This window comes from Mesorhizobium sp. C395A, assembly GCF_030323205.1.
In the GTDB taxonomy this organism is placed as follows: Bacteria; Pseudomonadota; Alphaproteobacteria; order Rhizobiales; family Rhizobiaceae; genus Mesorhizobium.
In genome coordinates, this window is the sequence record NZ_CP100473.1 from 2,698,198 (window position 1) to 2,723,553 (window position 25,356).

17 protein-coding genes are annotated in these 25,356 nt (G+C 63.1%); 3 read left to right on the forward strand and 14 right to left on the reverse strand.

Going from position 1 to position 25,356, the window contains the following annotated elements:
* Positions 1 to 24 precede the first annotated feature (24 nt).
* From NLY37_RS13365 to NLY37_RS13375, 3 genes are all read right to left on the reverse strand, one after another.
* Positions 25 to 378, reverse strand: coding sequence for a hypothetical protein (locus NLY37_RS13365; protein ID WP_023741726.1), 354 nt, complete (start codon positions 376 to 378; stop codon positions 25 to 27).
* A complete protein-coding gene (locus tag NLY37_RS13370; RefSeq protein ID WP_023741727.1) occupies positions 375 to 1,724 on the reverse strand; it encodes an NAD(P)-dependent oxidoreductase in 1,350 nt (449 codons plus the stop codon). Before NLY37_RS13370 ends, NLY37_RS13365 begins: the two co-directional genes overlap by 4 nt.
* Before the next feature lie 135 nt (positions 1,725 to 1,859).
* Positions 1,860 to 2,576 carry a gamma-glutamylcyclotransferase gene (locus tag NLY37_RS13375; protein ID WP_023741728.1) on the reverse strand — a complete coding sequence of 239 codons (717 nt, stop codon included), beginning with the start codon at positions 2,574 to 2,576 and terminating at the stop codon, positions 1,860 to 1,862.
* Between the two features lie 194 nt (positions 2,577 to 2,770).
* On the opposite strand from NLY37_RS13375, the gene NLY37_RS13380 reads away from it, so the two are divergent.
* Positions 2,771 to 3,547, forward strand: coding sequence for a VOC family protein (locus tag NLY37_RS13380; protein WP_023741729.1), 777 nt, complete (start codon positions 2,771 to 2,773; stop codon positions 3,545 to 3,547).
* 73 nt (positions 3,548 to 3,620) lie between these two features.
* Here the strand turns inward: NLY37_RS13380 and NLY37_RS13385 are convergent, their stop codons facing one another.
* Positions 3,621 to 4,109: a hypothetical protein gene (locus NLY37_RS13385; RefSeq protein ID WP_023741730.1), complete on the reverse strand. Its 489-nt coding sequence runs from the start codon at positions 4,107 to 4,109 to the stop codon at positions 3,621 to 3,623.
* A gap of 208 nt (positions 4,110 to 4,317) precedes the next feature.
* Between NLY37_RS13385 and NLY37_RS13390 the strand changes: the two genes are divergently transcribed.
* Positions 4,318 to 4,710: a DoxX family protein gene (locus tag NLY37_RS13390; protein ID WP_023741731.1), complete on the forward strand. Its 393-nt coding sequence runs from the start codon at positions 4,318 to 4,320 to the stop codon at positions 4,708 to 4,710.
* Between the two features lie 92 nt (positions 4,711 to 4,802).
* On the opposite strand, the gene NLY37_RS13395 is transcribed toward NLY37_RS13390, so the two are convergent.
* Positions 4,803 to 7,244 carry a GcvT family protein gene (locus NLY37_RS13395; RefSeq protein WP_023741732.1) on the reverse strand — a complete coding sequence of 814 codons (2,442 nt, stop codon included), beginning with the start codon at positions 7,242 to 7,244 and terminating at the stop codon, positions 4,803 to 4,805.
* A 242-nt stretch (positions 7,245 to 7,486) separates the two neighbouring features.
* Positions 7,487 to 9,025 (reverse strand): trimethylamine methyltransferase family protein, encoded by a 1,539-nt coding sequence (locus NLY37_RS13400; RefSeq protein WP_023714801.1) that lies wholly within the window; start codon positions 9,023 to 9,025, stop codon positions 7,487 to 7,489.
* 217 nt (positions 9,026 to 9,242) lie between these two features.
* Between NLY37_RS13400 and NLY37_RS13405 the strand changes: the two genes are divergently transcribed.
* Entirely contained in the window at positions 9,243 to 9,833 is a 591-nt protein-coding gene (locus NLY37_RS13405) for a transglycosylase SLT domain-containing protein (protein ID WP_023682203.1), read from the forward strand.
* Positions 9,834 to 9,889: 56 nt separating this feature from the next.
* Here NLY37_RS13405 and NLY37_RS13410 read toward each other — a convergent pair whose 3' ends face one another.
* The 8 genes from NLY37_RS13410 to NLY37_RS13445 all read right to left on the reverse strand — a co-directional run bounded on the left by NLY37_RS13410 (position 9,890) and on the right by NLY37_RS13445 (position 25,272).
* Positions 9,890 to 10,327, reverse strand: coding sequence for a TA system VapC family ribonuclease toxin (locus NLY37_RS13410; RefSeq protein ID WP_023682204.1), 438 nt, complete (start codon positions 10,325 to 10,327; stop codon positions 9,890 to 9,892).
* Positions 10,324 to 10,551, reverse strand: a complete 228-nt coding sequence (locus NLY37_RS13415) for a hypothetical protein (protein WP_023741733.1) — start codon at positions 10,549 to 10,551, stop codon at positions 10,324 to 10,326. Before NLY37_RS13415 ends, NLY37_RS13410 begins: the two co-directional genes overlap by 4 nt.
* A 143-nt stretch (positions 10,552 to 10,694) precedes the next feature.
* On the reverse strand, positions 10,695 to 12,911 hold the full coding sequence (locus NLY37_RS13420; protein ID WP_286442574.1) for a dipeptide ABC transporter ATP-binding protein: 2,217 nt from the start codon (positions 12,909 to 12,911) through the stop codon (positions 10,695 to 10,697).
* Between the two features lie 48 nt (positions 12,912 to 12,959).
* Positions 12,960 to 14,117, reverse strand: coding sequence for an ABC transporter permease (locus NLY37_RS13425; RefSeq protein WP_023687978.1), 1,158 nt, complete (start codon positions 14,115 to 14,117; stop codon positions 12,960 to 12,962).
* Positions 14,118 to 14,130: 13 nt separating this feature from the next.
* A complete protein-coding gene (locus NLY37_RS13430; RefSeq protein WP_023668188.1) occupies positions 14,131 to 15,165 on the reverse strand; it encodes an ABC transporter permease in 1,035 nt (344 codons plus the stop codon).
* Positions 15,166 to 15,388: 223 nt separating this feature from the next.
* Entirely contained in the window at positions 15,389 to 17,041 is a 1,653-nt protein-coding gene (locus tag NLY37_RS13435) for an ABC transporter substrate-binding protein (RefSeq protein WP_023668187.1), read from the reverse strand.
* 252 nt (positions 17,042 to 17,293) lie between these two features.
* Positions 17,294 to 23,341: a translocation/assembly module TamB domain-containing protein gene (locus tag NLY37_RS13440; RefSeq protein WP_023741734.1), complete on the reverse strand. Its 6,048-nt coding sequence runs from the start codon at positions 23,339 to 23,341 to the stop codon at positions 17,294 to 17,296.
* A 2-nt stretch (positions 23,342 to 23,343) separates the two neighbouring features.
* The gene (locus NLY37_RS13445) at positions 23,344 to 25,272 is read right to left on the reverse strand and encodes an autotransporter assembly complex protein TamA (RefSeq protein ID WP_286442579.1); all 1,929 of its coding nucleotides are present in this window, start codon (positions 25,270 to 25,272) and stop codon (positions 23,344 to 23,346) included.
* Positions 25,273 to 25,356 lie beyond the last annotated feature (84 nt).

Below are 25,356 nucleotides of genomic sequence, written 5' to 3' on the forward strand. Positions count from 1 at the left end.
CACCTTAAAGCGTTGCCTATCGGATCATTCCTCGCATCGAAGAAAAACCGATGGCGGTTCGCCTTCGACCGTTACCGTGATCTGGTCCGGATCGCCCTTGCGCGCCTCCAACCCGACCATTCTTTCGTCCATGCGCACGGTCTCGTCCCCGTTGAGATAGACGCTGGCGCATGAAACCGTCGTTTGTACCAGGTCGCCAGTTGGCGGCCCGGCTGTCCATTGGCAGATCGTGTGCTCGCTGAAGCCGACGCCGGACGCCTCGACGATCATCCGCTCTTCACCGTTCTGGTCGCACCATTGCGCATAGAGCCAATAATCCCCTGAAGCCGCCGGCATTGCCGCGGTGCCGATGACGGCAGCGAGGAGCGGCGCCATCATCGCAGGGCCCGGTTGATGCTCTCCGCCGCGTCGCGGCCTTGCGCGACGGCCGATACCGTCAAGTCATCGCCGCCAAAAATGCAGTCGCCGCCGGCCCAGACATTGGCGAGCGAGGTGCGCCCTTCCGCGTCAACCTTGATGCGGCCGGCTTCGAGTTCGATCGCAGCACCGCTGCCGTTGAGTGCCGCCGGCACAAAGCTCTGGCCGATCGCCTTGAACACCTGGTCGGCGGCCAGCGTCAGCCGCTCGCCGGTGCCGACAAGCGTGTCGCCGTTCATCGCTGTGTATTCGAGCTCGATGCCCGACACTTTGCCAGCTTCGACAATGACCCGCTTCGGCTGCAGCCAGTGGCGGATGGTGACGCCGTTGGCGGCAGCCAGATCCTGCTCGAACTCGGAAGCGTTCATGTGTTCCTGGCCGCGCCGGTAGCAGATCGTCACCTCCTCGGCGCCGAGCAGCTTCGATTGCACGGCCGCATCGATCGCCGTCATGCCGCCGCCAATGACGACGACGCGCCGGCCAACCGGCAGGCTCGCGAGATCGCTGGCCTGCCGCAGTTCGGCGATGAACTCCACTGCATTGACGACGCCACCGGCGTCCTCGCCATCGGCGCGCAGCGCATTGACGCCGCCAAGCCCCATGCCGAGGAAGACGGCATCGTAATTCCGGATCAGGTCCGACAGCTGGTAGTCGCGGCCGAGCGCCCTGCCGTTCTGAATGTCGATGCCGCCGATCCCCGTGACATAGTCGACCTCGGCCTGGGCGAAATTGTCGATGCTCTTGTAGGCGGCGATGCCATATTCATTGAGGCCGCCGGCCTTCGGGCGGGCTTCCAAAATGGTAACGTCATGGCCGTGGCGAGCGAGCCGGTGCGCGGCGGCGAGGCCGGCCGGCCCGGCGCCGACCACGGCGACCGACTTGCCGGTTGTTTCAGCGCGCGGATAAAACTGCTTGTGCTCGGCCATGGCGACATCGGTGGCGTAGCGCTGCAGGCGGCCGATCTGCACCGGCTTGCCTTCCGCCACCTCGCGCACGCAGACCTCTTCGCACAGCGTCTCGGTAGGGCAGACGCGGGCGCACATGCCACCTAGTATGTTCTGGTCGAAAATCGTCTTGGCCGAACCGATCGGGTTGCCGGTCGAGATCTGGCGGATGAACAGCGGAATGTCGATCGAGGTCGGGCACGCATTCATGCACGGCGCATCGTAACAGAAATAGCAGCGGTCGGATTCGACCAGCGCCTCGTGGTGATCGAGCGGCGGATGCAGGTCGGAAAAATTCTCGGCGTACTGGTCGGCGGCAAGCCGGCCGCCGGCAACGCCGTCCTTGAACTGGCCTTCTGGCATCGTCAGTTCCCCATGTTTTCGTTTTGGGAAAGGCTAGCACGTTTTATTTTTTTATCAATTGGTCAATTTTCGCCGCAACCCACTGAAAAGACTAACTTATAATATGATTTTGCTACTCATGTTATGGCTTTCAGCCTATGGCACGGGCGAAAGGCCGGAGCTCGTAGCGCCGCCATGGATCGACCTGATCTCGTCGGCAACCAGTTGCTGCAGCCGCCACAGATTGCGGTCGCGGATGCCGAATTCCTCGAGGTGGCTGACGGTGTTGTAGAGATATTCCGCGCCCGAGCCGACATGGCCGCAGGCTCTGGCAAGCACCCCCGCCACCGTGTCCAGCGGCTGCCCGAGCGACGTTCCCCTGCCGGTCACCCCGACCCAGAAGCCGAGCGCCCGTATCCGGCCCTGCTCCGTGCGCACGGGAACCCACCGGACCGAGCTGACACTCTCATGGTCGTCGATCTCGCGCCGCAGCAGTCTTTCGATCTGCTGCGGCTTGTCGCCGTCGGGCAGGCGGTAGATGACGCCGTCGCATCGGCCACCGCGTTCGAGCGCCATCATCAGCCCCGGCTGCGCGACGCTGCCGCGCCAGCGCACCATGTCGAGGCAGAAGGAGCGGTGCCAGCCGAAAGCGGTGACGCGCTGGCGTTCGACGGATTCGAAAGCCGGCTTCCAGATCAGCGAGCCATAGGCGAACACCCACAAAGGCCCCTCGTCTGCTTCTTCAGACAGCCGCAAGGCTAAGGTCCGGTAATCCTCATCGTTCAGCTGCGTCCAACTGCAGTCGGGTCCGGGATCGACCTCTTCGCGATGACACAGTGACACAAGCTCAGGCGTGAGCGACATAAGGCGCATGAAACGACTACCCCTCGTTTGCCCAAGGAAAGTCGAAAACCGCCGCATGTGCAAGCCGCCGGTGGGCCGAAGTGCGGAACGATGTGTCAACGCAGCCGTTGAATTTTCTCCGCTTCGCTGTCGGATTTGCGTCGCTGAAAACGTCCTTTGATGGATCGGACGACGATCTATGCATGAAGGTGAGGAGACCGAAAATGCCGAAATCCCCAATGCCCTTCTTCTGGTACGAGTTGATGACCAGCGACCTCGATGCGGCGCAAGCATTTTACACCACCGTGGTCGGCTGGCGGGCCGAGCCCTTCGACAAGGCGCCCGGCATGCCGCGCTATATCGTGGTGAACTCCGCCGAGCGTGGCGTCGGCGGGCTGATGACCCTGCCCGAGGAAGCAGCCAGGACGGGTCTGAAGCCGGCCTGGTTCGGCTATATCCACACCAGCGATACCGATGCCTCGACCGAGGCACTGAAAGCCGCCGGCGGGGCTGTTCACCGCGAACCCGACGACATTCCCGGCGTCGGCCGTTTCTCCGTCGTCGCCGACCCGCAAGGCGCCGCCTTCATGTTCCTGCAGCCCAATGGTCCCGACCAGCCCGTCCTTCCGGCAACGACGCCGGGCCATGTCGGCTGGCACGAGCTTTATGCGGCCGACCGCCAGAAGGCCTTCGATTTCTATTCAAGCCAGTTCGGCTGGACCGATGCCGGTAGCATGGACGTCGGCGAGATGGGCATCTATCAGACCTTCTCGGCCGGCCCTGAATCCGGCGGCGGCATCATGAACAAGCCGCAACAGCTGCCGGTGCCGGTCTGGCTGTTCTACTTCAATGTCGACGCCATCGACGCAGCCGCCAAACGCGTCACCGACAATGGCGGCAAAATTGTCATGGGTCCGATGCCGGTGCCGACCGGCCAATGGATTGCCCAGTTCACCGATCCGCAAGGCGCTTATTTCGCGCTGATCGCGCCGGGCCGCTGATCCCCTCCGGTACTCGCCTGCACGGAACTGCTCTCATCGCACTGCCGGTGCGATGAGAGGCGTCCGGGCGCGGTCACTCCGGCGCCAGCACCGCGACCTTGAGGTTCTCTTTCCTGGCGCCGCTGAGCTGGATCGTGGCTGCGCCAGGCGTCAGCTTGAAGCGCACGCTCTTGCGGATGCCGGGGCAGGTCTTCACGCCGCTGAAACCCGCTGATTTCACGGCTTGGCCCTCCTGAATGACGTCGACCCAGGCCTCATCGGACAGGCTGATCTGGAGCTCTCCTTCCGGTGGCACGGACACGTTTGCCGTCGCGCCGAACGTGCCGGCTGCCGGCGCGCGTTGCGGTGAGACGGTGAAGCTGACCGCATCGACCGGCTCCAGCGCCATATCCGCGGCTTCGCCGAAAGCAAGAGAGGCACCGGACTGCGCGGCGGGCGCCGCCGGAAACAGTTCCTGCTCGCGTGTCACCGGCCATTTGAAGGCATCGCAGCCAGCATCAGCGGCCATGGCGAAACTGGTGCTTGCGAGAATTGCGAACAGGCTGACGGCGACTTTTTTCATGGCTAGGAACCCGTTTGGTCTGGAGTGTCTACACGCAGGCATACAACTTGAACGAGCTGTACGCAACCATAACGAGAACAAATTTCGAAGTCCAGACTGGAAGTGATTTCCAATCACCGATTGTTGATGACAGGCCACGCGAAGTGAATGGTCCAGCGCCGGGTGATAATTTATGGCCGGGCCGCAGGGTTGGAAAAATGGAGTTTAGATGAAGCTTTTTGACGGTCTCGCCAGATTTCAGCCGCAGGCGCTCGGCGTCCTGCGTATCATCACAGCCCTGCAGTTCATCGAGCATGGCTCGCAGAAACTGTTCAATTTTCCGGTCAGCGCCGAGCCTCACGCTCTTACCGGCCTGACGATGACTGCAGGCATCCTGGAATTCGCCGGTGGCATCCTGCTGGCGCTCGGTCTGTTGACCCGCCCGGTCGCGTTCCTTCTGGCCGGCGAGATGGCCATCGCCTATTTCATGGCGCACTACCCGCGCGACTTCTTCCCGGTCAACAACAGCGGCGACGCGGCAATCTCCTTCTGCTTCATCTTCCTCTATCTGGTGTTTGCCGGCGCCGGCGCCTTCGCGCTCGACAACCGCCGCAACGTCTGACGCGCAATGCATGTCGCCCAAAGGTGCGCAGCGGTTTTGGGATAACGACATGCACAAAGGAATCTGAAGCGCCTCGGCGAAGCCGAAGCGCTTCAGGCGCGCATTCGCTCGAAGTTCGCGTCAAAGAGCGGCGCTGCCTGAACGCGCGCCGCGTGGCGCTTGCCCAAAAGTTCGATTTCGAAGCCGTCGCTCTTGTCTGCGATCTCCTTCGGCACATAGCCGATGGCGACGGATTTCTTCGAGTGATGCGCATAGCCGCCCGACGTCACCCAGCCGCGCACCGCGCCATCGTACCAGATCGGCTCGTCGCCGATGACATCGGCATCGTCGGCATCGAGGATAAATGTGCGCAGCCTGAGCTTGCCGCCCTGCTTGCGCTCGGCAAGAGCGCCGGCCTTGCCGACGAAATCGGCATCCTTGCCATAGGCGACGAAACGGTCGAGCCCGGCCTCCAGCGGCCCGTAGATCGGCCGGTATTCGCGCGCCCATGAGCCGTAGTTTTTCTCCAGCCGCAGCGCATTGAGCGCGCGCGAGCCGAACAGGCCGAGGCCGAATTCCTCGCCTGCCGCCATCAACGCCTGGAAGGCAGCGCGCTGATATTCCGGCGCCACCCAGATCTCGTAGCCGAGATCGCCGGTGTAGCTGACGCGGCCGACCAGGCATGGCGCCGTGCCGATGTCCATTTTCGCGACCGCCATGAAGGGGAATGCGGTGTTGGCGACATCCGCGCGGCTGACCTTCGCCAGCACCTCCCTCGCCTTGGGTCCGGCGATCGCCAGACCGGTCAGTTTCTGCCCCAGCGCCTCCATGCGCACTGAGCTATCCGCAGGTAAATGCGCCTCGAACCAGCGCATATGATACTGCTCGGCGATACCGGAGCCGGCGATGAACCACTCGGTCCCGTTGGAATTGGTGGCACCGATATTGGCCAGCGTGAAATCGCCGATGAGCTTGCCGTCATCCTTCAGCATCGGCGCCAGCGTCATGCGGCCTGGCTTGGGCAACTTGCAGGCAAAGACCCGGTCGAGCCAAGCGGCCGCCCCTCCTCCCGTCACCTTGTATTTGGCGAAGTTCGAAATCTCCGCCAGGCCGACGCTCTCACGAACAGTCGCGACCTCATTGGCGACATGGGTGAAATCGCTGGACCGCCGCCACGAGAACTCGTCCTTGACACCCTCGGGCGCAAACCAGAGCGGCACTTCCAGCCCATAGGACACGCCCCATTGCGCGCCCTTGGCCGACAGCAGATCATAGATCGGCGTCGTCTTCAGCTGCCGCCCGGCGGGCAGCTCCTCATTGGGGAAACGGATCGAGAAGCGGCGCGAATAGTTCTCGCGCACCTTGGCATTGGTGTAGGCCATCGTCGCCCAGTCGCCGTAGCGCGCGACATCCATCGCCCAGATGTCGGCGCCGGGATCGCCCTCGATCATCCAGTTGGACAGCGCCAGGCCGACGCCGCCGCCTTGTGAAAAGCCCGCCATGACGCCGCAGGCGACCCAGAAGCCGGGAAGGCCACGCACCGGCCCAACCAGCGGATTGCCGTCCGGCGCGAAGGTGAAGGGCCCGTTGATGATCTGCTTGATGCCGGTCCTCTCGAAGGCCGGGAAATGGCGGAAGCCGACTTCGAGCGACGGCGCGATGCGGTCGATGTCCGGCTCCAGCAATTCATGACCGAAATTCCACGGCGTCTGGAATTCGGACCAGACCTTATTGGCCTTCTCGTACGTGCCCATCAGCATGCCGCCGCGCTCCTGGCGCAGGTACAGCTCACCATCGAAATCGACGGCATGGATGATCTCGGTCCCCGTCTTGGCGTTCCACGCCGCCACCTCGGGCATATCCTCGGTGATCAGGTACATGTGCTCCATTGCCAGCACCGGCAGCTCCAGCCCGACCATGCGGCCGACCTCGCGCGCCCATAACCCGCCGGCATTGACGACATGCTCGGCCACCACTTCGCCCTTGTTGGTGATGACGCGCCACATGCCGTCGGGCCGGCGCACAATGTCCTCGACCTTGGTGAAGCGCTCGACCTCGGCGCCCAGTTTCCGCGCGGCCTTGGCATAGGCATGCGTCACGCCGGAGGGATCGAGATGGCCGTCCTCCTTGTTGCGGACGGCGCCGACGAATTGTTTCGGGTCGAGCAGCGGCATCAGCTCGGCCGCTTCATTGGCCGATATCTCCTCGAGGTCGATGCCGAGGTAACGCCCCTTGGCGACGACGCCGCGCAGCCAGTCGAGCCGCGCCTCGGTTGCCGCCAGAAGCACGCCGCCGGTCAGATGTACGCCGGTCGCCTGTCCCGACAGCTCCTCGATCTCCTTGTAGAGCGAGATCGTGTATTTCTGCAGCTTGGCGACGTTGGGGTCGCCATTGATCGTGTGCATGCCGCCGGCCGCATGCCAGGTCGAGCCGGAGGTCAGCTCGTCGCGCTCCAAAAGCACGACATCGGTCCAGCCATGACGCGCCAGATGGAACAGCACGGAGCACCCGACGACGCCACCGCCAATGACCACGACCTTTGCATGCGATTTCATGAGTTTTGCTCTGTTATCAATGAGTTGGGAGCGTAGGATGAATCGGAAAAGGAAGCGCCAAGCTACCCCCCTCTGGCCTGCCGGCCATCTCTCCCTCAAGGGGGGAGATCAGCGGCATCGAACCTGCCGCATACTTTTCAAGGTTGATGATTGGCGAAATAGAACGTGACAGCCAATCTCCCCCCTTGAGGGGGAGATGCCCGGCAGGACAGAGGGGGTGCCGCGCGCCGATGTTGAAAAAGTCATGGCTCGCCCTGCCCGATCGCTTCCTTGCGCCTGGCCACATACGCCTCCAGCGCCTCGCGCACGGCGATATCCATCACCGGCTCGACATAGTCTTCCAGCGCCTTCTTCCACAGCCGGGTCGCGCGCGCCGTCGTGTCGAGGCCGCCGGCCTCCTGCCATGCCTCGTAATTCTGCCAGTTGGACAGTATCGGCTGGTAGAAGGCGGTGGCATAGCGTTCCAGCGTGTGCGGTTCGCCGAAGAAATGGCCGCCGGTCGGCACCGCGCCCAGCGCCTCGACAGCAAGCTCCGCCTCGTCGACGACGATCGGGCGCAGGAATTCCATCATGTGCTGGATCATCTCGACATCGATGATGAGCTTTTCGAACGATGCCGTCAGCCCGCCTTCCTGCCAGCCGGCGGCATGATAGACGAGGTTGCCGTGGCCAAGCACAGCGCCCCACAGCGCCATCAGCGTCTCGTAGGCGCCTTGCGCGTCCGCCGCATTCGATGCCGACCCCGGTGTCGTGCGGTAGGGCAGATTGTAGCGCCGCGCCAATTGCCCCGAGGCGATGTTGGCCTTGGTGTTCTCCGGCGTTCCGAAGGCCGGCGCGCCCGACTTCATGTCGACGTTGGAGGTGAAGGCGCCGTACATCACTGGCGCGCCGGGGCGCACCAGTTGCGTCAGCACCACGCCGAACAGCGCCTCGGCATTCTGCTGCGCCAGGGCGCCGGCGAGCGTCACCGGGCTCATCGCGCCCATCAGCGTGAACGGCGTCACCGCCACCGACTGGCCGAACTCAGCCATGGTCATCAGCCCTTCGGCCATCATCTCGTCGAAACGCCGCGGCGAGTTGACCGAGATGATGGTGGCAATGCCGGGATCATCGCGCATCTCGTCCAGCGTCAGCCCGCGCGCGATTGCCATCATCTCGATGCCGTCCAGCGCCCGGCCTCGTCCGATCGCCGAGACATGGAACGATTTGTCGGTCAGCGTCAGATTGGTGAAATAGGTATCCATGTGCCTGGTGTTGGCCGGCAGTTCCACCGGCGCGCAGACCTGGTTGCCGAGCATGTGGATGCAGTTGAAATGCTGCGCCAGCCGGGTCAGATCGGCATAGTCGTGCAAGTTTCCGGCGCGCCGGCCGCGCTCCATGTCGTGCACATTGGGCGGCCCGGCGACGAGGGTGAAATTGATCGTGTTGCCGCCGAGATGAATGGTGTTGGCGCGATTGCGCGGCGTCAGCCGATAGCTGGACTGCGTGGTCTTCAGCGCCTCGGCGACAAGGCCCCGGTCGATGCGGACGTTCGCCGTTGCATGGTCGACCTTTGCGCCCGCCTTCTCGAACAGCGCCAGCGCCCGCTGAGACATCACCTCGATGCCGAAATTTTCCAGAATATGCATCGACGCCTGGTGGATCGTTTCGACCTGGTCGACTGAGAGCATCGCCATCGGCGGATAGGGATTGGTCACCCGCCGCAGTGGAAGTTGCGGGATGGCGGCAGGCCCCCGGTTGCTGGTTCGCTCCGCGCCGCGCTTTCGTCTTGGTTCATTCATGCCTGGCATCAGAGCGCCGGCATCCGGATATCGCTGTCAGAAATCCGCCCTTCGCGGGCGTGATTTTAGCCAAGGCGGCATTTTTGAATTCGTATGGAGACAGAGGCGACGCAAAAGGTCGGAATAATGATACAGGTCCCACTCAGCGGAGCCGGGCCGGCAAGCCGTTAAGAAACGCCGCAAGATTCCCTTTATGATTTCAGCCTATCCGTCTTCCATGCGTAGTTCGAATTTGAGTAAAATTGTAGCGGTTGGCGTGCTGCTGGCTTTGCCGGCCTGCGCGACGCCGCCCAACCATATCAACAATGTCTGCGCCGTCTTCGACCAGAACGACGGCTGGTTCGACAACTGGCAGTCGGCCGCCGAGCGCGCCTCGCAGAAATACGGCGTCCCCGTCCCCGTGCTGATGGCGACGGTGCGCAAGGAATCTGGTTTCAAGAGCAATGCCAGGCCGCCGCGTACCAAACTGCTCGGCTTCATTCCGTGGAAACATGTCTCGTCGGCCACCGGTTTCTCGCAGGCGCTCGACGGCACCTGGTCGCAATATCAGAGCGAGACCGGCAGCTGGGCGGCACGGCGGACCAAGTTTGCCGATGCCGTCGATTTCGTCGGCTGGTATCATTCAAAGACATCAGACACGTTCGGCGTCGCCCGCAACGACACCTACAATCTCTATCTCGCCTACTATCTCGGCTGGACCGCCTACGGCCGCGGTAACCGTGGCGATGCCGGCGTGCAGGGCTATGCCAGGGCGACCGAAAAGATGGCCCGCGACTATGCCGAACAGCTGCAGCAATGCGGCAGCTGACGTTGCCAAGCGGTCTTGCAGCCACGCAGTTTGCGATCGAAGCGGAACTCAGCCATTCATTCGCTTGGGATCAGGTGGAGGATCGACCTTCCTCCCTTTACCGCTGCCGTCGACAGCTTTCGGTCAAACGTCGCCAATTGGCCGTCACGCGCCTTGGCGAGTCCCAACAGATAGCTATCCGTTACCTGTGCCGGGGTGAGGATCCTGGCTGCATCGATGTCGTTGGAACCGACAAGGCTGATCTCGTCAGGCCAGAACTGATGTCCTGAAAGGGCATGCAGCTTGCCGACAATCTGCGCCACCACGGCGGGCGAACCCGGAGAATTGGGGTATTTCGGGTTGCTTACAATCCTGATGACGCCATTCTCGGTAATGGGACATGTTGCCCATGATAAATGCCCGGTGGATTGGAACCACCGATGGGCATCTTCATGCGCGACGTGAGCTGGATCGATCAACGCAATCAAGACATTGACGTCGAGCAGGAAGGTCACGCCAATTCGTCGCGAAGCGCATTGACCATTTCGAGATCGACCATCGGGCCGTCGGGCCGCGATGCAAGCAAGGGGATGCCGTTGCGTTCACCGCCGGTCGGGGGCCTGCGCAGTGAGCGGCGAGCCAGATCGGAAATGACATCGCCAACGCTGCGATCCTGCTGTCGCGCCATGGCCTTGGCCGCAAGTAGGACATCGTCATGGATTGCAAGTGTGGTTCTCACAATATGCTCCCTATCTCGCATCAAACATCACGCATCACATAAAGCAATGGACAGCAATATTCAAGCGAACGTGGCCTGTCGTTCCTTGAGCTATGGCGACGCTGCGGCAATGCGCCAACGAGCGGCATTGCCTCTATGGCTGGTCAGCTCGGCTTCTTGCCATGCGGGCGCTTCGGCGGTTCGCCGGCGAAACCGGGGCCGATCCCATCCGGTGCGTCTTCCGGCACGCCCTCATACGCTGCGTGTTCCCTGTCGAACTTGATCACCGGCTCCATCGTCGCCAGCACATCGTCCGACAGCCAGCACAGGCTCATATGGCCATCGCCGAGATGCTTCACCGGCGGCACCTTGGTCTCGCACAGATTGTCCGGCACCAGCCTCTTGTAGCCGCAGCGCGTCTGGAACGGGCAGCCGCTCGGCGGGTTCATTGCGGACGGGATATCGCCTTCAAGCACGATGTGCCGTTTGACCACGCTGGTGTCGGCGATCGGGATCGCCGACAGCAGCGCCTCTGTGTAGGGGTGATAGGGTGGCGCGAAGATCTGGTCGGTCGTGCCCTGCTCGACGATGTAGCCGAGATACATGACGACGACCCGGTCGGCGATGTAGCGCACGACGGACAGATCGTGGCTGATGAACAGCATCGTCGTCTTGTTCTTGCGCTGGATGTCCATCAGCAGCTCGGTCACCGCCGCCTGCACCGAGACGTCGAGTGCCGACACCGGCTCGTCGGCCACCACCACCTTGGCATCGCCGGCAAAGGCACGCGCCACGCCGATGCGCTGCTTCTGGCCGCCTGAGAGCTGACGCGGCTTGCGCGTCTCGAAGGCCCGCGGCAGCTTCACCAGGTCGAGCAGCTCCAGCATGCGCTTGCGCCGCTCGGCGACATTGTTGCCGACTTTGAATTTTTCCAGCGTGCGGATGATCTGCGAACCGACGGAGTGGCTGGGATTGAGTGTATCGAACGGGTTCTGGAACACCATCTGGATCGACGACACCGTTTCGACGCTGCGCTTTTCGATGCCGGTCGACTGGATCTCCTTGTTGCCCAGCGTCACTGTGCCGGCACTTGCCGTCTCCAGCCCCAGCAGGACCTTGGCCAGTGTCGACTTTCCACAGCCGGACTCGCCGACGATGGCGACGGTCTCGGATTCGCGGGCCATGAACGAGATCGTCTCATTGGCCTTGACGACGCGGCCTTCGCTGGAGCCGAACACTTCGCTGCCGCCGACCTTGTAGTATTTTCTCAAATCCTCGATCTTGAGCACCGGCGCGCCGGGCACGACCTTCTCATTGACCTTCTTGGCGCCGGGCGGCAGCGCTTCCCAGTCGATCTCGTTGAAGCGCACGCAGCGCGAGAAATGCCCTTCGTGACCGGCGACTTCGATCATCGGGATTTCGGCGGCATTGCAGACGCCCTCGACGAAATGGTGGCAGCGCGGCCCGAAATTGCAGCCCTTGGGCCGCTCATGAGGCAGCGGCAACTGGCCGGGGATAGAGATCAGCGGCCGCGAATTCTTGTCGGCGCCCGGCAGCGGGATCGAGCGGAACAGCCCTTGCGTATAGGGGTGACGCATCCGGTCGAACACGTCCTTGATCTTGCCGGTCTCGACCGCTTCGCCCGAATACATCACCGTAATGCGGTCGCAGGTCTCGAGGATGAGGCCCAGATTGTGCGACACGAAGATCATCGACGTGCCGAACTTCTCGCCCAGCCCCTTGACCAGTTCGACGATGCCGGCCTCCACCGTCACGTCGAGCGCCGTCGTCGGTTCGTCGAGCAGAAGCAGCGCCGGCTTCGACAGCAGCGCCATGGCAATGACGATGCGCTGCTGCTGGCCACCGGACAGCTGGTGCGGATAGGAACGCATCATCCGTTCGGGATCGGGCAATCTCACCGAGCGCACCATTTCGAGCGCCCTTTTGTAAGCCTCTTCCTTCGACACCTTGTCGTGGATCAGCGGCACTTCCATCAATTGCTGGCCGACCTTCATCGCCGGATTGAGGCTCGCCATCGGCTCCTGGTAGATCATGGCGATCTTGTTGCCGCGGATGGAGCGCAACTCCTCGTCGGACAGCTCGCCCATGTCCTTGCCCTGGAACTTGATCTTGCCGCCGACGATCTTTCCGATGTTGGAGAGGTCGCGCATGATGCCGAGCGACACGGTCGACTTGCCGCAGCCGGACTCGCCGACGATGCCCATGGCTTCGCCCGGCATCACCGTGCAGGAAAAGTCCATGACGGCAGGGATCTCGCCCTTGCGGGTGAAGAAGGAGATCGACAGGTTCTCGATCTCGATGATCGGCGCAGCGCTTGGCCCAAGGGTCGGGTTGCCGGGATTTCGAACTGCCTCATTCATGGGTCGCTCCAATCCTATTTTTGTGCTCGCGGGGCCGAAACCCGCAGATCAGTCTTTCATCGATTGTTCGCGCAGCGAGTCGGCAAGCAGGTTCAAGCCCAGCACGAACGACATCAGCGCGATTGTCGGCGGCAGCGCCGGGTGGATGAACGAGCGCAGCAGGCGGCTGGCGTCCTTGATCGCGGTGCCCCAATCCGGGCTCTCCGGCGCCAGGCCCAGCCCGAAATAGCCGAGCGTGCCGAGCAGGATCGTGGTGTAGCCGATGCGCAGGCAGGCATCGACGATCAGCGGTCCGCGCGCATTGGGCAGGATCTCCCACAGCATGATGTACCAGGGCGATTCACCGCGCGTCTGCGCCGCCGCCACATAGTCGCGCGTCTTGATGTCCATCACCAGGCCGCGCACGATGCGGAACACGCCGGGGCTGGAGGCGAACACCACCGCCACGAAGATGTTGAGCTGGTTGGGATCGATGTGGATGATCTTGAACGGATCGGCGTCGAACACCAGGCCGGCATAGACCCAGCCGCCGATGACCAGCGTCAGCCCGAGCAATATATAGAGGCGGTCCGGCCGGTTCTTGTAGCGGGTCCAGAACAGCACCGAAAAGAAGATGATCGGGAACAGGAAGAACAGCCCGGCCATGGCGTAGGGGATCGGCGTATCCATGATGCCCGGCGTCACCAGCAGGTAAAACAGCAGGATCACCGGGAAGGCCAGCACCAGATTGGCCAGGAACGACAGCACGGTGTCGATCCGGCCGCCATAGTAACCGGCGGGCAGACCGAGCGTGATGCCGACCATCAGCGCGAAACCGGTCGCCGCCGGTGCGATGATCAGCACGATCTGGCTGCCATAGACCATGCGCGAAAAGACGTCGCGGGCGAGCTTGTCGCCGCCGAAATAGTAGATGAGTTTCGATACCGGCTCGAGCGCGCCCGGCAGCGCATCCTTCATGATCGGGACCTGGGCGAGCGGATCGAAGGGCGCGACGGTCGACGCGAAGATTGCCGTGAACAGCCAGAACAGGCAGATGCCGACACCGACTATGCCGACGCCGCTATCGAACAACTGGCCGTAGAGGCCGAGCCTTTTCTTGTAGGTGAAGCTCACCCCCATCACCAGGGCAAGCCCTAACCAGACCGGCCAGAAACGCCCAATAACGCCGAGCACGACATTGAAGGCACCGATATATTCGACCTGCATCTGCCCCAGCCCCCTATTGAACTCTGATACGCGGATTGAGGAACGCGTAGCCGACATCCGAGATGAGCTGCGTGATCAGCACGATGAACACCGAGACCAGTGAACAGCCAAGCAGCAGATCGATGTCGTTGTTGCCGGCGGCCTCGACCAGCGTGTAGCCAAAGCCCTGGTAGCGGAACATCACCTCGACGATGACGACGCCGGTAAGCAGCCAGGGAAATTGCAGCATGATGACGGTGAAGGGCGCAATCAGCGCATTGCGCAGCGCGTGCTTGACGACGACGCTGCCGAAGGAAAGCCCTTTCAGCCGGGCGGTGCGGATATATTGCTGCGTCATCACCTCGACCATCGAGGCGCGTGTCATGCGGGCGATGTAGCCGATGCCGTAGATCGCCAGCGTCATCACCGGCAGGGTGAAATTGTAGAAGGTGATGCCCTGGCTTGCCGAGGCGGCCGAACCGTTCAGCCAGCCGAGCCAGGAGGCGAAGATGACGGTGAAGATGACGCCGGACACATATTCGGGCGTCGCCGTCGACGCGATCGATGCGACGGACAGCGTTCGGTCCGTTCGCGAGCCCTCGCGCATGCCGGCCAGGATGCCAATCAGCAGCGAAATTGGCACCATCACCAACAGCACACAGAGCATCAGGATACCGGTGGCGGCGAGTGCGGGGAAGAGCTTTGACGCAACGGAGGTTTTGAACTTGGTCGAGCAGCCGAAATCACCTTCCAGGATGCCGGAGAATTTCGGCTCCAGCGGATCGTTGCAGAAGGAGAAACGCTGCGTCGGCTTGCCGGTCGCCGGATCGGTCACCGGTTGCTTCGGGACGACGCCCAGCCATTGGCCGTAGCGCACGAAGAAGTTCTGCCGGTAGCCATGGTTGACCAGCCAGCTTTCGAGCTGTTCGGCCGATGTGTGCATTTCGGTCTGGCTGATCGCCAGCTTCTTCAAATTCGGCTCGAGGTTGATCAGGAAGAAGACGATCATCGTCAGGCACAGCATCGTCAATGCCATGGTGCCGAGACGCCGGATTACGAAAGAAAGCATGGCGGTCCCCTGCCGGTCTGGTTGGGGTTGGAGCCAGTTCGAAAAACCAGCTTTGCCGTTGCCGGCAGAGTTGGCCGTCAAATCGGCACTCGGATGCAATCAACCCAGTTTTATTGAACGGTCTTTCAGGAGAGTCCGCAACTTTTTGCTGCGGCGGCTTCCGGTTCTGGACGATGCAAGGCGTGACGGGAAGGAGCGAAGCGCCCCTTCCCTGACGTTCCGATCACGCCTGGTCGAGCCAGACCTTGCCGTAGTCGCGCTCGAAGGTCGGATGCATCTTGTAATTCTGCACCGCCTTGACCGAGTGGCTGTAGAGCTTGCGCCAGTATGGCTGGATCATGATGCCGGAATCCTGCAGGATCTGCTCGATGTCCTTCATCATCTCCTTGCGCTTGGCCGCATCGGCAACGGCCAATGCTGCATTGAGCTTGGCATCCCATTCGGGGTTGGAATAGGCCGACTCGTTCCACGCCTCGCCGGTGCGGTAGCCGATCGCCAGAACCTGAACGCCGAGCGGGCGCATGTTCCAGTTGGTCATCGACAGCGGGTACTTGGTCCAGTCGTTCCAGAACGTCGAGCCCGGCAGCACCGTGCGCTTTACCTTGAGGCCGGCGTCGCGCATCTGCGCGGCGATGGCGTCGCCGGTATTCTTGTGCCAGTCTTCGTCGACCGTGATCAGCTCATGCTCGAAGTCGGCCTGGCCGGCTTCCGCCATCAGCGCCTTGGCCTTGGCCGGATCGCGAGCGACTTTGGGCAGCTCGTAATATTCCGGGTGGATTTGGCAGACATGGTGGTTTTCAGCCACCGTGCCGGCATTTCCGTAGCCAAGCTGCAGAACGACATTGTTGTCGACCGCCAGTTGCAGCGCGTTACGCACCTTCTGATCGCCATAAGGCTTGTTGTTGATGTTGGTGCGGCACACGATGGTCGAGGCGGTGACGATTTCGGACTTGACCAGGTCCAGTCCGTCGAGGATCGACACATAGTCGGCCGAGGTCTCGAAATTGGTATGGACTTCGCCGGCCTCGAAGGCACTGACCATGGCTGCCGGATCGGTGCCGTAGTCGACGAATTCGATGCCGTCGAGGAACACCTCGCCGTCCCACCACTTGTTGTCCTCGCGGCGCTTGTAGACCACCTTCTGGCCGACATCGTAGGAGACGAGCTCGAACGGACCGGTACCGATCGGGCAGGCTTTGAAGTCGCCGCCCTTCTCGTCGAAGCTCTTGTGGACGATGAGACCGGGATAATCGCACATGTTCGGAATGAGCGCGATGTCGGCCTTGCCGAGCTTCAGCTTGACGGTGTGGTCGTCAACCTTGGTCACGGCGCTTTCGTCGAGCTTGTCGTCCTTGACCAGCGTGCCGAGACGGCCAGGCATGGAATTGCCCTCGGCCTTCTTGTCGGCCCAGCGCTTGAGATTGAAGATGACGTCATCGGCGGTGAAGGCATCGCCATTCGACCAGGTCACACCCTTGCGCACATGCAGCGTGTACTCGGTGGCGTCGTCGTTGACCTCCCAGCTCTCCAGAAGGTACGGGCGGAACGTGTATTCGCTGGTGTACTTGACCAGCGGCTCAAGCGCCTGGCGCTCGGCATTGGCGATTTCCGACCAATCGGCCTTGCGTGGATCCTTGGGATCCTTGACCCATTGCGCGACTTTCAGGATGCCGCCCTTCTTGCCCTGCACCTCTTCGGCCCTGGCTTGGGTCGGCACGGCTACGCCGAGCATGCCGTAGGCCATCGCAGTCGACGCGCCGAACACGCTGGCCATGGCGAGGAACTCGCGGCGATCGACTTTGCCTGCCTTGGCTTCTTCGGCCATGGCCAGGATGTGATCGGGAACGCGATCGCCATTACTCTTGTAATTTGTCATACCTTAACTCCCATTGTTGGCTTTCCGCCTTTTAACATTCCGCATCCCTGCCGTGATGTCAAAGACGGCATGGCTACGGAACCTGTTAGGGAATGTGCAACTTTGAAGAGGGAGCGGTTCGCGTGATAACGACAGACTTGGCGCAAAAGTGCTAGCGCGCCCAGATTCCGCCGGAATCTGCTTAGGCGAGTAACTGATACATTTGGGCGGGTTGAGACAGCGCCAGTTCCGGCGGCGGTAAGGGCCAGGGACTCAATATTCCTTTTCGTAGAATATGCCGCCCTTGGCCTCGCCGCCATCGTTAGCCTCGCCACGCAGCTTGACGCCGCGCCCGACATTGAGGTCGATCGTCGCCTTGCCCGATCCTGGCCTGTCGCCTTTCTGGATCGTCACATAGGTGCGGTCATTGAGATACTTGCCCGCCGACACGGCGGTGCCGCCCTGGTCATCGGTGGTCACATCCAGGTCGTCGACGCCGATTGCACTGCGCAGGTTTTCGAGCAGCGAGGTCGAGCCGCCGACGCCGGCCAGTTGGCCGGCGGCCTCGGCCAGCTGCGCGATCTGCAGCGGCGACAGGTTCGACATAGAGCGGCCGAAAATCAGCTGCGCCAGCACCTCGTCCTCGGGCAGCGCCGGCACCGATGAGAAGTCGAATTTCGGATTGGTCGCTTCGCCCGAGACGACGATGGTGACGGTGGCGCTGGTCGTGGTCGATGTCGCGGTCAAGTTGAGGTAGGGCACCAGCGAGCCCGAAAAGCCGACCGTGCCTTCGGTAAAGGTCAGCCGCTTGCCGAGGATCGACAGCCGCCCACGCTGCAAGGTGAAGGTGCCGACCGCCTGCGGCGAAGCCGCCGGGCCGGTCAGCCTCAGCGAACCGCCGAACTCGGCATCGACACCCCTGCCCTGGATGAAGATCTGGTTCGGCGCATTGACCGTGACGTCGAGGACAAGCCCACTGCCGCCACCCCCGCTGGCCGCCGCCGGTCGCAAGGCCTTGTCCTGCGCCCGCACGGAGGCGGGCGCGTTCTTGTGCTTGACACCGAGCGCCGCCAGCGAGCCCGGCAGCTTATCGGGAACGGTGATGACGGTCTTGGCCAGGTTGACGGTGCCCGAAATCACCGGCGCCGAGGTGAGCGGCCCCTTGATGGTCAGGTCGCCGCCGAGATTGGCTGTCACCACCCTGCCGTCGGTATAGCGGCCGTCAACCAGCTTGATAGACAAATCGGCTGGGAAACCTTGCGCCGGATTGATGCCGAGTGTGCCGGAGGCCGACAGGCTGCCGCGTGTCGACAGCGTGCCGGTCAGCCGGTTGATCCGGGCAACGCCGTTGCCGATCGAAATGTCGGCGGCAATGTCGTTGACGGCAAGGCCGGAGCGCGCGTCGACCAGGCGGGCGCCCGACGTGCTGACCGTGCCGCCGATCACCGGCGACGCCGCCGGGCCGCGCATCTGGATATTGACGTTGGCGGTGCCGCTGAGCGACAGGCCTTGCGCCGCAAGCTTGGCGGCCAGGAAGGAAAATGGCACCTTGCCGTTGAAGTCGAGCACCAGCGCTGGTGTGCCGGCCGTCGTTACCGTACCGCCGCCCTTGAGGCCAAGCCCGGCGCCGTCGCTGATGTCGGCGTTGAAGGTGAGCTTCTTGCCGGCGAATGTTCCCGACGAAGAGATATTCATGCCGCTAAGACCGGCGCTGCGCGTCTGCGAGGTCTGCACCCCACCAGCATCGATATCGAAAGCGACAGTCGGATTGCCCGGCGCGCCGGTTACCTTGACTGTTCCCGAAATCGAACCGGCGGCCTGGAGGCCCGGCGAAAAACTGTTGGCGAGTGAGGCCGGCACCTTCGACAGCGCGGCACTGATGTCGAGTGCCTGCCCGACCTTGCCGGTCACCGTCGCCGTGCCGCCACCGAGATTGAGCACCAGCTTGTCCAGCGTCGTGGTGCCGTTCGCGATGCTGACGGTCGAGGCCTGGGCGATGGCCGCCTTGATGCCCTGCACCGTGGCCTGGCCGGAAGCGAGTTCGATGGTGGTGGTGCCGCCAGCCACCTTTACCCTGCCCGCGGCCTTCGCCGGAATGCCCTTGACGGTGGCGCCGCCGGAAAACCCCGTCCAGTCGCCGTCGCGCTTCAAATCGACATCGATGCCGCTGATGGCGGTGCCGCCGGAAATGACGCTGTCGGCGCGAATTTTGCCCGAGATGACCGGCGCGGCGAGATAGTTGGCGACCAGCGCATCGATCGACACCGTCTTCGCCTGCAGGTCGCCGCGCGTAATCGAAGCGGTCGCAGCCTTGACGGCGACGTTCGGGCCATCCGCGGTCTTTGAGAAGGCGATGGTGCCGCGCACGTCGCCTTCGGCCTTTTCCAGCGCCAGCGCCGCCAGGGGCCCGATATCCGGCAGGTCGAGCGCGATGGTGCCGACCGGCACGAAAGCCTCGTCGAGCGCAAGGTCGCCGGAGATCTTGTTGTTGCCGAGCGACAGCAGCAGGCCGTTGATGGCGCTCTTGCCGTCGGCCGTCGCCAGCACCGCGCTGCCTTGCAGCGCCTGCCCTGCGACATTGCCGGTCAGTTGCACATTGGCCGCCGGATTGGCGGCGTCGGCCTTGCCGGTTGCGGTCAGCTTCAACCCGGTGATTTCGCGTTCCGCCACCAGCAGCCGGTCGCTGTTGACTGTCAGCGACAGGTCCGGCGCCAGGCTAGGCCCCTGCGCGCTGAGTGCGAAGCTGATCGCGCCTTTGGCATCTTTCGACAACAGTGAGATGTCGGCCAGTGCACCCTTGATATCTGCGCTGAGCTTATTGTCGGCGAGACTGGCCTGACCGTCCGCGGTCAGTGCGCCCGACGCCAGCTTGACCGGATTGGCGCTGACATTGCCATTGCCATCCCGCTTCAGCGTGGCGCTGAGCTGCGTGCGCTCTGCCAGCACGCTGCGCGCCGCCGCCGGCAACGCCGCCGACAGCACGTCGGCGTTGAGGTTGAGGTCGATTGCTCCATCGGCAAAGCCGACACGGCCATTGAAGGCGCTGCCCAGCGCATCGGCCTGCACCGAGCCGCTGTCGATGGTGATCGCGTCCGCCGCCAGGGTGCCGGCGATCTTGGCGGTGATCTTGCCGGCGATCAGCGGCGCGATGGTCGGATTGTCCAGACCGATCTTGTCCGCCGTCACCGTGCCCGAGATCGGACCGGTTCGGCTTTTCATATCAAATGCATCGGAATGCAGCGCAAGCGCAATGCCCTCGACCTTGGCGTCATCCGTCGCCACCGAAGGCAGTACCGCCGAGATGTCGAGCTTGGCTTGCGCAGCCTGCCCGGCCGCCTTCACCGACAGCGCCTGCAATTCGAGCTTGATCGGGCTTTCCGCGCTGCCCAGCGTCAACGGCAGGCTCGGACCTGACGATGTCAGATCGAGCGCGAAATCGCTGGCGCCGTTCGGGTTGAGGGTGCCGGCCGCCTTGCCGGAGATTTTCTCACCCGAAAGCGTCGCCTGGTCGAGCACGACGCCGCCGGCCGCGGAATAGCTGCCGGCCGCATCGACATCGAGCGGCCCGAGCCCGGCCTGACGGGTCTGGCTCGTCTCGGCGCCGGCCAGCTTTGCATTAAAGCGAATGTCGGGATTTGCTGATGGCCCGGTGATTTGCGCCGTGCCGTCGAGCGTGCCCGCGGCATCGAGGCGGGGCGAAAAGCCATTGGCAAGCGCAGCCGGCAGCGCCGAGAAGGTCGCCGCCAGATCGAGCGTCTGGCCCGCCGTGCCCGACAGCGTCACCGAGCCGCCGCCGAGATCGACTACCAGCCTTTGAATGTTGGTTATGCCATCGGCAATGGTCAGGCTCGACGGCTCGGCGATCGCCACCTTGATGCCGCGCACCGTCGCCTCGCCGGACGCGATCTCGACGCTGGTCGCGCCGCCAGCAATCTTCGCCCGCCCGGCAGCTGTCGCCGGAATGCCTGATATGGTTGCTCCGCCGGTGAAATTCGTCCAGTCGCCGTCACGCTTGAGGTCGACGCCGATGCCACTGACGACGGTCGTTCCCGAGGTCACGCTCTCGGCCTTGATCGTGCCGGAGATCGCAGGGCTGTTGAGATAGTTGGCGATCAGTGCGCTGACGGTGACTGCCTTGGCTGCCACATCACCGCGCGCGATCGACACGCTGGCTGCATTGATGGTGACAGTGGGAGCCTCGCCGTCTTTGGCGAACACCACGGTGCCGCCGATATCGCCGGCCGCCGTCTGCCCGGCCAGCGACGCCAGCGGCGCGATATCGGGCGCGGAGATCGTCAGCGTCCCCAGCGGCAGGAATTTCTCATCGAGCGTGAGGTCGCCCGACACCTTGTTGTCGCCCAGCGCTACGCTGAGCCCCTTGATGGAGCGCTTGCCATCGCTCGTCACCAGCGCCGCCTTGATGGCGAGCGGCTGTTCGTCGACCGCGCCGGTCAGCGAGATATCTGCGGCCGGGCTCACAATGTCGGCCTTGCCCGATGCGGTCAGCTTGATGTCCTTGACCGTGCGGCCGGAGGCCGTCAGGCTGGCACTGTCGGCCGAAACCGAGAAATCCGGTGCGTTGCGCGCGCCGCTTGCCGTCAGCGCGAAATCGACCCCGCCGGCGACCGGCACGCCGACCAGCGAAGACAGCACCGAGACGTCGCCGAGCTTGCCCTTGATGTCGGCCTGGATATCGCTGCCTTGCGCGCTGGCGGTGCCGCTGGCGCTCAGCGAACCGGAAGTGAGTTCGATCGAGTTGGCGGCGAAAGAGCCCTGCGGATCGCGCGTTGCGGTCGCCGAGAATTTGACCCGTTCGCCAAGCAGCGAACTGATCTGCGGCGGCAGCGCCGTCGACACAGCATCGGCATTCATCTTCAGCGTCATGGCGAGATCGGCCAGCGTCACCTTGGCCGTCAGCCCGGCATTGAGAGCATCGCTGCGCAGCGTGCCTTCGTCGAGGGAAATCTCGTCCCTGCTGATCGAACCGGCAAGAGAGGCCGTCAGCTTGCCGGTGATCAGCGGCGCCAGCGTCGCCACGTCGGTCTTCAGCCCGGCGGCCGCCAGACTTACACTGACCGGGCCGCTGCGGCTCTCGATGTCGAAACCGTCGGAATGGATCTTCGCATCCAGATTGTTCACCTGAGAGCCGCCCGCCACCACCGACACCAGTGAAGCGCTGGCGTCAATCATCGGCGCCTTGCCGTCACCGAAGGCGCGCGCGGTCACATTGTTGATGGCCACCATGATCGGCTGCGCCTGGGTACCGACATTGACCGTGACCGGCTTGGCTTTGGCCACGAGTTCGACCGAAAGGTCGCTGGCGCCCTTGGGGTCGACCATGCCGGCAGCGGTACCATGAACTGCGTCGCTCTCGATCGCAGCGCGCTCGATGTCGACGCCGCCGGTCGCGGTCGCGGTGCCGGCTAGGTCGAAGCTGGTCTTGCCGGCAAACAGCGACTTGAACCGTTCCGGCAGGAAGCCTTCGAACGAACCGTCGCCCTTGGCCTCGATCCGGTTGCCCTTGTCGGTGAGCTGGTGCCGGCCGGTGAGCTGGGTAACGATCTGACCGTCGACCATGAAGGTGCCGATGCCGCTCCAGTTGGCCAGCGGCCCGGTGCCCGAGACGACGATGTTGACCGGCGGCGCGCCGGGTAGCTTGAGCAGGTTGGCGATGATGCCGCCGGCCGGCTCGGAAGCCTTGAGATCGAGGTCGAGCTTGTTTTCATCCGGCGCGAAGTGGATGTTGGCGTCGACATTGCCTTGCTTGCCGTCATGGCGGGTAACGTTGAGCACCGTCTGGATCGCCAGCGGCGACGCATCGACCTTGGCCGATCCCTTGGCCGCAAGTTCGGCAATGCCGCTGCCGGCAAGTTGCTGGCCGAGCGCGATCTCCGGCAAATCGATCGCTCTGATATCAAGCGAAACCGGCAGGCCGGTCGACCCGCTCTTGCTCGGCTCGGTGCTCGCCACAGGCAGCCGTGCCAGTTCTATCCGTTCGGCCGCTATGCGGTCGGCGCTGAAATTCTTCGACAACAGCGCCAGCGGCGACCAGTCGACGGCCACCTTGCGGGCCACCAGCCAGGCGCCCTCGCGGTCTTCCAGCACGACATGGTCGACCGTCAGCGCGCCGGACCAGATACCGTTAATGCCGCTGACCGTGACTTTGCTGTCCCCTGACGAGGCCATGTCAGAGATGATGCCGGCGAGATTTTCGCGGCCGCGCTCGGTCTTGGTCAGCACGACCAGCGCGCCGATGCCCGCCGCCGCCACGATCAGCAGCGTGTAGAAAAACAGGCGAAGGATGCGTTTCAAAATCTTCATCGTCAGAACGCCTGTCCGATGCCGGCATAGATGCCGAAACGCGGGTCGCCACGGTCGCGGTTGAGCGGCACGGCGGCGTCGATGCGCAGCGGCCCGAACGGCGTGATGTAGCGCAGGCCAACGCCCGCGCCGACCTTCACGTCGGAAAAGTCCGGCGTCGCTGTGGTCGAGACAGTGCCGGCGTCGACGAACGGCACGATGCCGATCGTGTCGGTCAGCGCAATGCGCATTTCGACCGATGTTTCGAAGAAGGAAAGCCCGCCGATCGGCTGATTGTCGATGTCCTTCGGTCCGATGCCCTGATAGGCATAGCCCCGCACCGAGCCGCCACCGCCGGAATAGAAGCGCCTGTCGGCTGGAACGTTCTGAAGGCCGGTGCCGACGATCGAACCCAGCGCGACGCGTTCGGCAAACACGAATTTCGAGGCCGTGTCGAGCGACTGATAGGCCGACCCCTCGCCCCTGAGCTTGAGGAAGGCGGCGCCGCTCAGAATGTCGTAGCTCGGTTCGGCATAGGCGAGAACCCTGAAGCCGCTGGTCGGATTGAGCCGGTTGTCCCTGTTGTCATAGACATACTGCAGCGGAATGCTGGCGATCAGGTATTTGTGCTTGCCGAAGGCGTCCGTGATCCTGGAATAGTCGAGCGCGATTTCAGCCGAAACCGTCTGCTTCTTGTCGATCTCATAGGACAGGCCGGTGCTGCCCTTGACCGAGAAATGATCGTAGGCATCGGGATGTTCGAGGACGGTCTTGACGCTGGCGATGAATTTCGAGGCCGGCCCGACCACGCCCGGCTTCTCGAACATGATGCCGGCATTGTAGTTGAGCTCGCTGAGATCGTTGCTGCCGATGCCGCTGATCTTGCCCTCGATGCGCAGCTTTTCGGCCCGGCCGAACAGATTTCGGTGGCCCCAATAGCCTTCCAGGCCTAGCCCTTCGGTGTTGGAGAAAGTGCCGCCGACGCCGAAATAGCGCGGTTTGCGCTCGCTGACCTGAACGCCGATCGGAATGTTGCCGTCGGCGTCGAGACTGTCGGCTTCCTTCAGCGTCACGCTGTTGAACACTTCGAGCCTCAGCATCCGGTCGCGGGCATCGTCGATCTCGTCGGGCGAATATTGCCGGCCGCGTTTCAGCCCGGTCATATATTCGGTGAACTCGCGATCGACCTTCTCGGTGCCATCGACGGTGGTGTCGCCATAACCGGCAACCGGCCCGGCGGCCACCGTCAGCGTCACGTCTAGCGTCGAGGTGGTGTGCTCGGCCACGACCTGCCTGTCGGTGATCCGGGCCAGCGGCCGGCCCTCCTGCTTCAGCGCCCGCACGATCAGCGCCTCGGCCTTGAGCACGGCGCCCGAGCCGGCATCGCCGCCGGCTATCAGGCCGAAATCGGCGCTCGCCAGCCCGGCGGCATCGCCCTCCAGCCTGATATTGCCGAGTGTGAATTTGGGCCCGCTGGCGATGCTGACCACCACCGGGATCGGCTGCGGACCAGTGAATTCGGCATCAGGCGGCAAATCGTCGAGCGCCTTGCCCTGGATGGTGATGGTGACGACCCCTTCATAGCGGGCGTCGGCATAAAGCGCGGCGACCAGCTGTTCGCGGTCGCTACGCGCCTTTGCCAAAAGGCCGAGCGAGCCGGAAACCGGGCGGTCCTCGTCGGATTTCAGCGACGAGGCGTTTTCGAGCTTCTTGACCAGGTCATTGTCGGCATCGGGCGCTTCGATGGTCACCGCATAGCGCAGCGGGTCGACGATATCGGCGTCCTCGTCATTCGAAGAGCCCCACAATTTGATGCCGAAGAGCTCGAAGGCGGCCGCCGACCCCGATTCGGCAACGAGCACGGTCGAGCACGCCAACGCCACAATCAGCGCGCGCGAAAGCGTGCGCCGTGGCGCACTTACCTTCGACATCTGCGCTTCATACGCCGGCATCAGGACAACCTAGGTTACAAAACTAAAATTGGAATGAAGTTTTGAAGCGCTCGTAAAGGGGCCACAATCCAATTGTCTGAAATA

Bases quoted from the DNA above. Each gene is read 5' to 3' on its own strand.
- NLY37_RS13365 (WP_023741726.1), bottom strand. From the start codon at position 378: ATGATGGCGCCGCTCCTCGCTGCCGTCATCGGCACCGCGGCAATGCCG.
- NLY37_RS13370 (WP_023741727.1), bottom strand. From the start codon at position 1,724: ATGCCAGAAGGCCAGTTCAAGGACGGCGTTGCCGGCGGCCGGCTTGCC.
- NLY37_RS13375 (WP_023741728.1), bottom strand. From the start codon at position 2,576: ATGCGCCTTATGTCGCTCACGCCTGAGCTTGTGTCACTGTGTCATCGC.
- NLY37_RS13380 (WP_023741729.1), top strand. From the start codon at position 2,771: ATGCCGAAATCCCCAATGCCCTTCTTCTGGTACGAGTTGATGACCAGC.
- NLY37_RS13385 (WP_023741730.1), bottom strand. From the start codon at position 4,109: ATGAAAAAAGTCGCCGTCAGCCTGTTCGCAATTCTCGCAAGCACCAGT.
- NLY37_RS13390 (WP_023741731.1), top strand. From the start codon at position 4,318: ATGAAGCTTTTTGACGGTCTCGCCAGATTTCAGCCGCAGGCGCTCGGC.
- NLY37_RS13395 (WP_023741732.1), bottom strand. From the start codon at position 7,244: ATGAAATCGCATGCAAAGGTCGTGGTCATTGGCGGTGGCGTCGTCGGG.
- NLY37_RS13400 (WP_023714801.1), bottom strand. From the start codon at position 9,025: ATGAATGAACCAAGACGAAAGCGCGGCGCGGAGCGAACCAGCAACCGG.
- NLY37_RS13405 (WP_023682203.1), top strand. From the start codon at position 9,243: ATGCGTAGTTCGAATTTGAGTAAAATTGTAGCGGTTGGCGTGCTGCTG.
- NLY37_RS13420 (WP_286442574.1), bottom strand. From the start codon at position 12,911: ATGAATGAGGCAGTTCGAAATCCCGGCAACCCGACCCTTGGGCCAAGC.
- NLY37_RS13425 (WP_023687978.1), bottom strand. From the start codon at position 14,117: ATGCAGGTCGAATATATCGGTGCCTTCAATGTCGTGCTCGGCGTTATT.
- NLY37_RS13430 (WP_023668188.1), bottom strand. From the start codon at position 15,165: ATGCTTTCTTTCGTAATCCGGCGTCTCGGCACCATGGCATTGACGATG.
- NLY37_RS13435 (WP_023668187.1), bottom strand. From the start codon at position 17,041: ATGACAAATTACAAGAGTAATGGCGATCGCGTTCCCGATCACATCCTG.
- NLY37_RS13440 (WP_023741734.1), bottom strand. From the start codon at position 23,341: ATGAAGATTTTGAAACGCATCCTTCGCCTGTTTTTCTACACGCTGCTG.
- NLY37_RS13445 (WP_286442579.1), bottom strand. From the start codon at position 25,272: ATGCCGGCGTATGAAGCGCAGATGTCGAAGGTAAGTGCGCCACGGCGC.